A 12324-nucleotide genomic window follows, 5' to 3' on the forward strand; every position below is an offset into this window, starting at 1 on the left:
ACCCGGCCAGCATACCACCGCCAAACGCACACGGCGGCGCGCTGCGTTCGTCAGATCATCTCTTCGCCGCCCTTGCCGCCCAGCACAATTTCGCCGGCGTCGGCCATGCGGCGCGCAATGGTGAGGATTTCCTTCTGCGCTGCCTCCACTTCGCTGATGCGCACCGGCCCCTTGGCTTCCAGGTCGTCCTGCAGCAGCTCCGACGCACGCTTGGACATATTGCGGAAGATTTTCTCCTTGATCGCCTCATCGGCCCCCTTGAGGGCAACGATCAGCACTTCGGAAGACACCTCACGCAGCAGCGCCTGAATTCCACGATCATCCACATCAGCCAAGTTGTCGAAGACAAACATCAGGTCCTCGATCTTCGAGGACAGGTCCTCATCAACTTCACGGATCGATTCGATCAGCTGAGACTCGGCACTCGACTCAAGGTAGTTCATGATATCTGCCGTACGCTTGACACCGCCCATAGAGGCCCGCGAGGTGTTTGAGTTACCAGCGAACTGCTTCTCGAGAATCTCGTTCAGCTCCTTCAGTGCCGAAGGCTGCACCGTATTGAGGGCAGCCACGCGCAACAAAATGTCGAGCCGTACCTTGTGATCAAAGTAACCGACCACCTCGGCCGCCATGTCAGGATCAAGATACGCGACAACGATTGCCTGAATCTGCGGGTGCTCGAAACGGATCACATCAGCTACCGCACGCGGCTCCATCCATTTCAGGCTGTCCAGACCAGAGGTGCTGCCACCCAGCAGAATGCGATCAACCAGGCCATTTGCCTTATCCTCGCCCAGCGCCTGGGTCAGCATGGTGCGAATGTAGCTGTCAGCACCAACCCCCAAGCCGGTCTGCTCGCCCACCACCTCGATGAAATCGCCCATGACCTCCTGCACCTGGTCACGCTGAACCGTACGCATACCGGCCATCGCGCTACCGACCCGCTGAACCTCCTTGGGGCCCATGTGCTTGAGAATCGCCGCAGCATCAGACTCACCGAGACTGAGCAGGAAAATGGCCGCCTTGTCCAGTTTGGACATCTTCGCATGGCGTTTGCTGGCTTCTTCACTCATCGGCGTTGATCCACTCTTTCACGACTTGCGCCACCCGGCCCGGGTCTTCGGCCAGCAGGCCCTTGATGGCGTTGAGCTGCTGCTCATAACCCGCACCAGGCGGCGGCAGCAATACCGGGTTGGAAGCCGGTCCGGACAGACTCACCTGATCATCTCGCAGAGCAGCATCCATCCCATCATACCCGCCACCGGCCAGCGCAGGGTAACCGTCACTGCCACCTTTGCCTGCGACAGTGAGATTCTTCAGCGCCGGGCGCAACACCGCAAACACCAGGACCAGCACGAATAGAATACCCAGTATCTGCTTGGCAACGTCCCAGAACCAGGGCTGTTCCCAGAATGGGATGGACGGTAGGGGTTCCAGCTCGGTTTCCGGCACGAACGGACTGTTGATGACACTGACGCTGTCACCACGGCTGGCGTCATAACCGACCGCATCCTGCACCAGGCGGGTCAGCCGAGCCATCTCGGCCTCACTGATTGGCGTCCGGGTGACCTCACCGGTCTGCGGATCCACCTGGGCAGGATCATCTACTACCACCGCAACCGACAACCGCTTCAGGCGGCCCTGCTGCTGGCGGGTGTGGCTGATCTGACGATCCAGCTCGTAGTTGCGCACAGCCTGCTCACGCTTATCCTGGGGTACCGCTGCCACTACTGGCTGACCGGTTGCGGGGTCAATCACCTGCTCCGGCACCTGAGTAGCGCCGGGCGGCTGGTTAGACAGCGCACCTGGCACGCCCTGCGGACCCGCATTGGCGGCACGCGCTTCGCTGACAACTTGTTCACTGCGCAGAGCTGCATCTGGACTGAACATTTCGGCGGTCGACTCGACTGCACTGAAATCCACATCAGCAGAGACTTCGGCCTTGTAACGACCTGAGCCCAGAACCGGCTGAAGAATGTTGTGAACCCGACGGGTGTAGGTGTCTTCCAGACGACGGGTGTAATCAAACTGGCGACCGGCCACGGTGAGTTCGTTGAGCTCGCTTTGATTGGAGAGCAGATTGCCGTTCTGGTCGACAACCGTTACCTCATCTTTGCCCAGCTCCGGAACGCTGGTTGCCACCAGATTGACGATAGCCATTACCTGAGCCGGCTCGAGGCGGCGACCGGCATACATTTCCAGCAACACCGAGGCACTGGGCTTGCGGTCATCCCGCACAAAAACAGTAGAGCGCGGAATGGCGATATGCACACGAGCGCCCTTCACGTTATAGAGGCTGGAGATGGTCCTGGCCAACTCCCCTTCCAGGCCGCGACGGTAACGGGTGGTTTCCATGAATTGACTGGTGCCCAGCCCTTGCTCACGATCCAGAATCTCGAACCCGACATTGCCGTCGGTGGGCGAAATGCCGGCGCTGGCAAGGCGCATGCGGGCATCAGCCAGATCCTCACTGCGAACCAGCAACGCGCCGCTGTTGGGCTCCACCTTGTAGTCGATACGGCTCTGCTGCAGCAGCTCTACCACCTGGCCAGCATCGAAGCCATCCATGCTGTTGTACAACGGCCGATACTCCGGCTCCTGCGACCACAGCACGACAGCAAACCCGATCGCCACACTCGCAGCCAACCCCACCAGCAAACCAAACTGGCGCAGCATCGGCAGTTGCGACAGGTTCTCCAGAAAGGTCAGCCCCATCAGCGGCTTGCGGTCAGCGACAAGCGGGTCACGGGTAGCCGGAGTGTTGCTGGCGGAATCCATTGTCATTTCCTCAGGCGGTCAGGCTCAAATAAGATTAGATAGGCATTTTCATGATGTCTTCGTAGGCGGCAACCATCTTGTTGCGCACCTGCGTCATTGCCTGGAAAGCAACGGACGATTTCTGCGAGGCAATCATCACTTCGGTCAGATCGATACCCTCGACCCCACGCTCGTAACCAGTCTGCAATTCGGAGGTAGTTTTTTGCAGTTCGTTGACGCGGTCGACGGCTTGCTTGAGCAGATCATCAAAACCTGGACCGTTGACGCTCGGCTCGGCCGGCTTGACCGGTTGCGGCTTGCCCATGGCTTCCATTTGCATGGTGCGCATTTGCAGCATCAATCGATTGAATTCAACACCCTGAGTCACGTTTGCCTCCAGGCCGTCCGGTTTTTTGACGGCTACAGTCGCTTTACAGGGTACTCAGCAAGTTTGATGCCAAAACGCATCCTGCGCCAACGGGCACAGGAAAACGACCTACGCCAGCCGAGAGGCTGGCGCAGAAGAAGGGGAATATAGGGTGAGAGGTCAGAAGCCCGCGAACAGACTACCTTCCACATCCAGCCCGGCATCACGCATCTGCGCGAGCTTGTAGCGCAACGTCCGTGGGCTGATACCGAGCCGCTCCGCTGCCTCCTTTCGACGTCCCCGCTCGGCGCGCAGGACATTGATAATCAATTGGAACTCACGTTGCCGCACACCGGTACCCAGGTCACAACCAGCCTCCTGCCCAGCATCAGCCAACGGCTGCTCAGCCAGCGGGTCAAGCCGACTGGCCGGCACCCTACGCAAAACCGGCGTGCCACCGCTGGCCTGCAGATCCAGGCACAAGTCTGACGGCTGAATTACACCACCAGCCTGCAGCACCAACGCCCGCTGTATCGCATTATCCAATTCACGCACATTGCCCGGCCAGGGATGCGCCTCTAATGCCTGAACCGCCTGCGTCGAAAAACTGACACTGGCCATGTTCATCTTGCCCGCATGCTTGGCCAGCAAGCGCTCGGCAATCGGCAGAATGTCTGCCGGCCGCTCACGCAGCGCGCGCCACTGCAGCGGGAAAACACCCAGCCGGTAGAACAGGTCCTCACGAAACCGGCCTGCCGCAACCTCGGCAGGCAGATCGCGGTTGGTGGTGGCAATGATGCGGATATTCAGTTCAATCAACTTGCGCCCGCCAACGCGTTCAACCTCCCGCTCCTGCAACACGCGCAGCAGTTTCGCCTGCAACCCAAGTGGCATTTCGGAAATTTCGTCCAGCAGCAGGGTGCCACCGTTGGCCTGTTCAAACTTGCCTGGCTGCGCGGCTACCGCACCGGTAAACGCCCCCTTTTCGTGACCGAACAGGGTTGCTTCAAGCATGTTGTCGGGAATGGCTGCGCAATTGATCGCAATAAACGGCTGTTCGGCACGTGAAGACTGCTGGTGAATATAGCGCGCCAGTACTTCCTTACCGGTACCGGACTCGCCTGAAATCAGCACAGTCGAATCACTGACCGCCACCCGCGCTGCCAGCTCCAGCAACTGCACGCTACCTGGATCGACCGCCACCGGGCCGCTACCCGGCGCCGAACTCAGGCGCCCCTGGGTGTGCTGCGCTATCAGGTCCAACAACGCTTTGGGGGCAAAGGGTTTTACCAGATAATCGACAGCCCCCTCACGCATGGCGCTGACAGCTTGCTGCACAGTGCCATAAGCTGTCATCAGCAATACCGGCAATTGCGGATAATCGGCACGCAACGTCCGCAGCAGCGCATGACCGTCCATGCCCGGCATGTTCACATCACTGACCACCATGCTCACTTGCTCGCGCCCGAGTAGGGTAATCGCCGACTCGGCATCAGCCGCCTGAACGCAGGCGTACCCCGCCAACAGCAGGGTATCTGCCAGAGCCTCACTGAGGCTGGTATCGTCTTCAACCAGCAGGATACGGATATCAGACTTGCTCATGGTCTAGCTCCTTCGCGGCAGGGAGCAACCGCAGCGGCAGCAGGATTTCAGCACTGGTTCCCCAACCGGCCTTGCTATGCAGATGAAAGGCACCACCATGGGCACTCACCACCGACTTGACGACGGTCACACCAAGACCGGTGCCCTGCGGCTTGCTGGTATGAAAGGGCTCGCCGATATGTGCCAGCTGCTCGACCGTCATGCCCTGGCCAGCGTCGACCACGCACAGGCTCAGCTGCCCTTCGATCAGGCGCGCCACGACTTTCAGTCTGGGTGCCGGCATGCCTGCCTGCAGCGCGTTCTCAATCAGATTGATGACCGCGCCGACCAACGTATCCCGGTTGCAGCGGAGCATCGCATCCTGTGGCAACAGGTTGACCCAGCGACAGATTCCGCCACGCGCTTCGATGACGCTTTCAGCCTGACTCTGCAGCCATTCAAAAAAAATGGAAACCGGCAGCAGATCGTTGATTGGCAGATCACCCTTGGCAAACTGCAGCATGTCACGAATCTGATGCTCAATACTCAACAGCCGTCCATGCAGACGACCGGAAAAACGGGTGCGGTGCTCGGTCGGCAGCGTCTCATCACCGAGATGCTCGGCGTACAACAGCGCAGAGGCCAGCGGCGTACGAATCTGGTGTGCCAGTGAGGCCACCATACGGCCCAGCGCGGACAGACGCTCATTGCGCGCCAGCTCAGACTGTAGCGCACGCGTCTCGGTCTGGTCCTGAATCAGAATCAACTGACCCGGCTCGCCTTCCAATGAACGGGTCGCCAGCGAGACACGCCGTCCACTGCGCAACGACACTTCATGGTAATCGTCTTCGCGCGGGGCAAAGCGCTGCTGGATAAGGTCGCGCCACAGCTGCCCCTCAAGCGGCTCACCAAGCAATTCGCGAGCAGCCGGATTAGCGTCACGTACCACGCCTCGACCATCAAGAATGATGACGCCACCGGGCAGCAGATTGAGCACATTCTGCAAACGGCCTGCCAGTCGAGCCTTTTCGGCCAGCTCCCGGGTACGTTGGGCCTGACTGTCAGCCAACTGCCGTTTAAGCAGCACAACCTGCCTTTCCAGCAGCGCATGAGAAGCCCCCAACTGGGCAGACATCGATTGAAAGCGTTCGAACGCGTCGTGCAGCTGGTCGCTGTCGGTCGCACGATCCGATGTCATCACCTCACGAACGATATCGTCGAGGTAATCTGCCGGGTTCTGATTGGGTTGCACGTTGGCCGCCATGGGGTATCCCCTGAATACATGAAGCACACAGGGGAAGCACTGCAAACCTTATGCCAAGAATAAGTTATCCTTTAAAAACAGGATCTTAAAAAAAGATTAGCGTAGTCACGTCAGTCTTCTGACGCATCAGCACCACGATTGAGTCCATACTTGCGCATCTTCTCGACCAGGGTAGTACGGCGAATACGCAAGCGCTCCGCCGCCCGCGCCACAACGCCACCACACTCGTCCAGCGCCTGTTGAATCAGCGTTTGCTCCAGTCCCGCCAAATACTCCTTCAGGTCCAACCCCTCCGGTGGCAGAAACGCAGGACTGTCCAGGCCAACCAAGCCGCTGAAGGCATCGCTACGCTCATCCTCAGTCTCTCGCAGCTGGCGCAGATCATCCTGATCATCCTCCACATAGCGGAATTTACGCGGCAGCTCGCCAACGCCAATTACGCCATGGGGGTGCATGATGGCCATGCGTTCAACCAGGTTGGCCAACTCACGAACGTTGCCCGGCCAGTCGTGCTGACACAGCGACATGATTGCCGATGTACTGAAGCGAATGGAGCCACGCTTTTCGGTTTCCATCCGAGTGATCAGCTCGTTGAGCAATAACGGCAGGTCCTCGATACGCTCGCGCATGGCTGGCATATCGATGGGGAATACGTTGAGACGATAATAGAGGTCCTCGCGGAAGGTACCATCCTCAATCATCTGCTCGAGATTTTTGTGCGTTGCCGCGATGACGCGGACATCAGCGCTCTGCACTTTGTTGCTACCAACCCGCTCAAAGGTTCGCTCCTGCAGCACGCGCAGCAGTTTTACCTGCATCGGCAACGGCATGTCACCGATCTCATCCAGGAACAAGGTGCCACCCTGCGCCAGCTCAAAACGCCCTGCTCTACTGGTGATAGCACCAGTAAAGGCACCTTTTTCGTGGCCAAACAGCTCGCTTTCCAGCAGCTCGGCCGGGATAGCACCGCAGTTGACCGGCACGAAGGGAGCGTCCTTCCGACGGGAATGGTAATGCAGATTGCGGGCAACTACTTCCTTGCCGGTGCCAGACTCGCCGAGGATCAATACAGTGGCTTCGGTATCAGCCACTTGCTGCATCATCTGCCGTACCGACTGAATAGAGCGGCTGGTGCCAACCAAACTGCGAAACAGATTGGGTTCACGCTGACGCTGACGGTTGGCGTTCTCTTCAAACACCTCGCGATAGACTTGGGCACGATGCAAAGCGTCAAGCAGATGGTTGTAGCTGAGCGGCGGCTCCATTACCGCGAGCAGACGCTGCTTCAGATGGTCCGGCCAACTGGCCGACTGACTGGGATCAAGCAGGATGACGGGCAGATTCTCGTCCCACTTGTCGAGCTGACCCAACAGTGCGGGCAGCCCTTGGTCAAGATCGCAACGCCCAAGAATGACGCATTTGACCTCGCCTGCCGATTCGACCTGGTTGGCGGCAACCTGCAGCCAGTCGGCACTGTCGGCGATGATTGCATCTTCCCCGAGAAACTCCAGAACGACACTCAGATCGTGACGACTCTGAGCGGAATCATCAATCAGCAAAATATGATTGTTTGGCAGCATAGACGGGGCGCTATTCCTGTTAGCAGGCTTGAGCAGAGCGCATCACCATGATGGCGCTGCGCCACACTCTGTTATGGTCCGATAATGTAGTCAGAAACGACTAGCGAGTCAAATAGTTGGCGCATCGCTGTCGGCGCCAAATTGGCAGGCAGGTATTCCCGCAGGTGGCCTGACAAACGCAGCCGAGGCGACCAACGTCGAGCAAAAAGGCGCGAAAATACTCAAACCTCGCATCACGCCACTCCAGCACCGGAGAACATGATACCCAGCGGACGCACGGCCGGTATTAGCCTCAGTAGGGACGATCGAGAACATTTCACCAGTCGGCTAGCGAAACATCTGATAGACCTTTGCCCCCTGACGCCCCCGCTGCAGCCCCTGCAGCTCTTCGGCAAGCTTGCCTTGAACTGCCTGGCACAAAGCAACCACCTCGCGGTAGGTTTCGCTCAATTCCTCAAGCGTGGACGCTACCTGCTGATCATCTCTCGCAGGATCTTCCATTGCAGCGCGCACCTGCTCACGGCAAGCCTTGTCGAGCTCACCGACCTGCTGCCAGTCACACGCCTGCACGGCCGCTATCAGCGACGCGTGAGTTTCCTGCAGTTTTTCTACAGCATTGGCCATGCTTGAATCCTCACGATTGGCGGATGCCGTCCCAGCCAGCCTTGACTTCGCGCAGTAGCTCCGCCACCTCGTCCAGCATACTGACGTCATTTTTCAGGTTGGCCTGACTCAGACGATCCTGCATGAAAGCATAAAGTCGATCCAGGTTGAGCGCCAGTTCGCCGCCTTGATCGGCATTCAGCGAATCACGCAGACCGCCAATAATCCCCAACGCCTTGCCAATGAGTTCGCCCTTGAGCGCAACATTACCATGTTGCATTGCGCCCCGGGCCTGAGCAATGCGCTGCAGACCGCCCTCCATCAGCATCTGAATCAGCCGATGCGGGTCCGCTTCACTGACCTGAGCGTTGACGTTCACCGTCTGGTATTGCTTCATTGCTGCGTAGGCGTTCATCTGCAAGATCCTGCGTTGCTGTGGCACATGCCCCTGTATCGGCTAGCAGTCAAAAAGCTGAAGCGCCTTCGCATAAAAAAACCGGCCAACCCAGGCCGGTTCCTCAGTTCACCAATAATCACAGGACCAGATTCAGGCTGGTTCAATAGCGTCCCACGCCGCCTTGATCTCAGCCAGCAGCTGCTGCACTTCGTCCAGCGAGCGCGGGGTATCGTCTACGGCCACACCAACCAACTTGCGCGTCATGTAGTCGTAGAGGGCATCGAGGTTCTCGGCAATCTCACCGCCCATGTCCTTGTCCAGCGAAGCTTGTAGCGCACCGATGATGCTGATGGTGCTGCTGACCGCGACACCACGACGCTCCGAATTACCTAGCGCCTGTGCGTGCCGTGCAAGCTTCAAACGCTCAATGGCGCCATCAAGAAGCAGTTGTACAGCACGATACTGCGACACTTCCTGGGTAACATTTACCTGCTTGTAGGTATCAATAGGGTTTGCCATAAGTTCACGACTCCTTCGCTATACCAGGCAGGTTGGCTAATTGGCTAGCCAAAAAAGAACTGGTACTGGACAAACCAGCCACCAGGGTGTCCATCGCGTTGAATTGCGCCAGCAGGCGTGTTTCCATGCTTGCCAGCCGCGCTTCCAGACGCTCCCGCTGATCGTCGATACCGGACAGCGTATTCTGCAGAGACGTCGTACGCTTCTCCAAAATGCCATCGTCTTTGGTATAGGGCTCAATCTTCGCGTTCAGTCGGCTCATCAGACCGTCGTCGCCGGCCAGAAAGGTACTTAGCGACTCAAATTTGTTCTCAAGCGCGTCATCCAGCTTCTCGGAATCAATTTCCAGAGTACCATCCGACTTTGTGGAAATACCCAAGTCAGCCAGAATTCTGACATCGCCTTTGGCAACCGTCCCCATCTCGGTACGCAGCGCTGCCGTCAACGAACGGACGGATGCATCACCAACCAGGGCAGCGGCCAACGGCTCGCCATCATCACCACCGACGGGAGTAACCGAAGTGAGGGAGTTGATACTCTTCATCATGGCGTTATAGCCATCAACGAATGACTCCAGCGAGGTCCGGACACTTGATTTGTCCAGCCCTACCGACAGGCTGATAGTCGAGCCTGCATCAATATCTTCCTGGCTTTGAGCCTTCTTCAGCGTAATGCTGACGCCGTCGATAGCATCAGAAATCGTATTACTGGTACTGCTGATCGCCAGGCCGTCGATCGACAGATTGGCATCTCGCGCGTAGGAAACAACGCGCGGCCCCAACGGATCCATCGGATCGCTCGGGGTAGGTTCAAAATCCGTGGTTGCAGGCGGCGTATACGCCAGCACACTAAGGTCACCGGTGTCACTGCCATCGGTTGTCACGGCAACACTGATGTCGTTACCGGTGCCCGCAGTATTGGAACTGAGTACCAAACGGGAGCCACCTGCGCCATTAGGGTCAGTCACAACCGTCGCTGTAATCCCGCTGTCAGCGCTTTTCGCATTGATGGCATCACGAATACCCGAGAGACTGTTGTTATCTTCGGTAATTTCGACATCAATTGACGTGCTGCCGGCAGACAGCGTCAGGGTCCCGGTACCAACCGGATCAGTCGCGTTGGCTTGCCCGCGCAGCGCCACCTTGCTGGTCTGGGCAAGATTAAAGACCTGGAGGTCATAGCTGCCTGCCGAAGCCGCCGAGTCTGCCGTTACCGAGAAGACCTTGGAGTCACCGGAGGTTGCACTGCGAGCATTGTAGAGATCAGCGCTGTTCAGCTTTTCCAGAACCGACTGAAACGTCGACAAGGCACTGCGAAAACTACCCAGCGCAGTGAACTTGGAGGTTGTTGCGTTCTCAAGGCGAGACAGCTGGGCCGTCTTTGGCGCGCCATCCGCACTCACCAGAGCGCTGACAATCTTGTTGATTTCGAGACCTGAGCCAATACCAGTAATAGCCATAGTACTTACCTCGCGACCGTTTTTTGACGTATCGCCTGCCGAAAAGAAGGTTCCGGTCTATCAGGCAAGTTACGTGCCAGCAAACCGGCAAGCAGAGTCAGGCCTCTGCTTCGAACAACACGCTGCGAATTTCCGACAGGTTCTCGGCCAACCGCAACGCTTCCTCCGAGGGAATCTGGCGAATCACATCGCCGCTGGTTGCCTCGGTGACGTTGATAACCACCCGGCCGCTGTCTTCATCAAGGTTGAAGTTGATATCACGGCGCACCGACTGGACAAAACCCTGAATATCCGACACTGCCGCCTGCAGCTTCTCGCGCTCGGCTTCGGGTGACTGCTCAACCGCAGAGCGGGTCTGGGTTGCCACCTGTTCGGATGAGGAGGAACGATTCTGTGCAGCATCCATCTGCTTGACCTGACTTGCGTCAGTACCCGCTTCCACCGCAGCTGCGCGACTGGCAGGACGGGTCACTTCAAACGGTTTGATAACACCCATATCCATGGTGCTTACCTCGCAACGGACAAAGCGGGGAGAAGGCTGAAGCCCTCCCCCCGCATATTACCCCGGATCGTTTCTTAGCCCAAGAGGCTGAGAACGGCCTGAGGCAGCTGGTTGGCCTGGGCCAGGATCGCAGTACCTGCCTGTTGCAGGATCTGGTTCTTGGTCAGGTTTGCAGTTTCAGCCGCGTAGTCAGTGTCCTGAATCCGGCCGCGAGCGGCAGAGGCGTTCTCGGACACGTTCTGCAAGTTAGCGATGGTCGACTCGAAGCGGTTCTGAATCGCACCGAGGTCAGCTCGCTGAGAGTCGATGGACGCAATCGCCTCGTCGATGATGTAGACCGCTTCCTGAGCAGATTTCGCATCGCTGATGTCGATATCTTTCACAGTATTTTTAGTGGTCACGTCGGACAGCGCTACGTCAGTGGCAGAACCAGCTGCAGTCTCTGCTGCCGCCACGGTCGCACCAGTCGCAAACGCGAAGGACAGCTCGCCCTTGGCAGTACCAACATCGGCGTCAGTAACCACAGAGATAGTGCCATCATCCTGTACGAAGGCACCCACACCCATGTTGGCATCGTTGATCACGGTTGCCAGCAGTTGGGTCTGTTCAGCTGCAGTTGCGCCAGACGCGTATTCAGCGCTGATGGTGAAGACACGATCAGTGCCGTCAGCGCTGCCGGATGCCACGGTAAAGGTGACTGCAACAGCACCAGAAGCACTAGCGGCGGCCTGAGCAGCAACCGAACCGGAGCTGATCGAATCGCTCTTCAGCTCTTTGGTGCTAACTTCATCCAGCTTGATGCTGATCGCTTCGTTGGCAGCGCTACCAACCTGGAAGGTTTCGGTACCAAAGCTGCCATCAAACAGTTTCTTGCCACCGAACGCAGTAGTGTTGGCGATACGATCCAGTTCTTTCTTCAGCTCGGTCACTTCAGCGTTCAGAGCGTCACGCTCGGTTTCACCGTTGGAGCCGTTGGCTGATTGCAGAGCCAGGTCACGCATACGCTGCAGAATGTTGGTGGACTCTTGCAGAGCACCTTCAGCAGTTTGTGCGATGGAGATACCGCTGTTGGCGTTCTTCGCAGCGACGCCCAGACCATTAATCTGACTGGTCAGGCGGTTGGAGATCTGCAGACCGGCAGCATCATCTTTTGCGCTGTTGATGCGCGAACCGGAGGACAGACGCTCAAGAGAAGTGGCCAGCGCGTTGGAGGAAGATCCCAAGTTGCGCTGAGCGTTCAGAGAAGCTGTGTTTGTGTTGACTGTAAGGGCCATGGTATTGCCTCCAAAGGACCT

The 12324-nt window shown here is 57.9% G+C and carries 12 protein-coding genes; all 12 read right to left on the reverse strand.

Annotation, left to right across the window (positions count from 1 at the left end; genetic code table 11):
• Positions 1-50 precede the first annotated feature (50 nt).
• The 12 genes from fliG to ACKPCU_RS15875 all read right to left on the reverse strand — a co-directional run bounded on the left by fliG (position 51) and on the right by ACKPCU_RS15875 (position 12303).
• Entirely contained in the window at positions 51-1073 is a 1023-nt protein-coding gene (gene fliG, locus ACKPCU_RS15820) for a flagellar motor switch protein FliG (protein ID WP_321348173.1), read from the reverse strand.
• Positions 1066-2784 (reverse strand): flagellar basal-body MS-ring/collar protein FliF, encoded by a 1719-nt coding sequence (fliF, locus tag ACKPCU_RS15825; RefSeq protein ID WP_373289748.1) that lies wholly within the window; start codon positions 2782-2784, stop codon positions 1066-1068. The genes fliG and fliF overlap by 8 nt, the downstream gene beginning before the upstream one ends.
• Before the next feature lie 28 nt (positions 2785-2812).
• On the reverse strand, positions 2813-3145 hold the full coding sequence (gene fliE, locus ACKPCU_RS15830; RefSeq protein ID WP_321348176.1) for a flagellar hook-basal body complex protein FliE: 333 nt from the start codon (positions 3143-3145) through the stop codon (positions 2813-2815).
• Positions 3146-3304: 159 nt separating this feature from the next.
• The gene (locus tag ACKPCU_RS15835; protein WP_321348178.1) at positions 3305-4726 is read right to left on the reverse strand and encodes a sigma-54-dependent transcriptional regulator; all 1422 of its coding nucleotides are present in this window, start codon (positions 4724-4726) and stop codon (positions 3305-3307) included.
• The gene (locus tag ACKPCU_RS15840; protein WP_321348180.1) at positions 4713-5969 is read right to left on the reverse strand and encodes a sensor histidine kinase; all 1257 of its coding nucleotides are present in this window, start codon (positions 5967-5969) and stop codon (positions 4713-4715) included. The genes ACKPCU_RS15835 and ACKPCU_RS15840 overlap by 14 nt, the downstream gene beginning before the upstream one ends.
• Positions 5970-6079: 110 nt before the next feature.
• Positions 6080-7549 carry a sigma-54 dependent transcriptional regulator gene (locus ACKPCU_RS15845; protein WP_321348182.1) on the reverse strand — a complete coding sequence of 490 codons (1470 nt, stop codon included), beginning with the start codon at positions 7547-7549 and terminating at the stop codon, positions 6080-6082.
• Positions 7550-7876: 327 nt separating this feature from the next.
• Positions 7877-8173 carry a flagellar protein FliT gene (locus ACKPCU_RS15850; protein ID WP_170063027.1) on the reverse strand — a complete coding sequence of 99 codons (297 nt, stop codon included), beginning with the start codon at positions 8171-8173 and terminating at the stop codon, positions 7877-7879.
• A 10-nt stretch (positions 8174-8183) separates the two neighbouring features.
• A complete protein-coding gene (fliS, locus tag ACKPCU_RS15855) occupies positions 8184-8567 on the reverse strand; it encodes a flagellar export chaperone FliS (protein WP_104737942.1) in 384 nt (127 codons plus the stop codon).
• A 132-nt stretch (positions 8568-8699) separates the two neighbouring features.
• Positions 8700-9068 carry a flagellar export chaperone FliS gene (gene fliS / locus ACKPCU_RS15860; RefSeq protein WP_321348184.1) on the reverse strand — a complete coding sequence of 123 codons (369 nt, stop codon included), beginning with the start codon at positions 9066-9068 and terminating at the stop codon, positions 8700-8702.
• Positions 9069-9072: 4 nt separating this feature from the next.
• Positions 9073-10527 carry a flagellar filament capping protein FliD gene (fliD, locus tag ACKPCU_RS15865; RefSeq protein WP_321348185.1) on the reverse strand — a complete coding sequence of 485 codons (1455 nt, stop codon included), beginning with the start codon at positions 10525-10527 and terminating at the stop codon, positions 9073-9075.
• A 97-nt stretch (positions 10528-10624) separates the two neighbouring features.
• Entirely contained in the window at positions 10625-11029 is a 405-nt protein-coding gene (locus ACKPCU_RS15870) for a flagellar protein FlaG (RefSeq protein ID WP_104737945.1), read from the reverse strand.
• 74 nt (positions 11030-11103) lie between these two features.
• Positions 11104-12303, reverse strand: coding sequence for a flagellin (locus tag ACKPCU_RS15875; RefSeq protein ID WP_321348188.1), 1200 nt, complete (start codon positions 12301-12303; stop codon positions 11104-11106).
• Positions 12304-12324: the final 21 nt, after the last annotated feature.

Source organism: Halopseudomonas oceani, assembly GCF_963677335.1.
GTDB classification, from domain to species: Bacteria; Pseudomonadota; Gammaproteobacteria; order Pseudomonadales; family Pseudomonadaceae; genus Halopseudomonas; species Halopseudomonas oceani.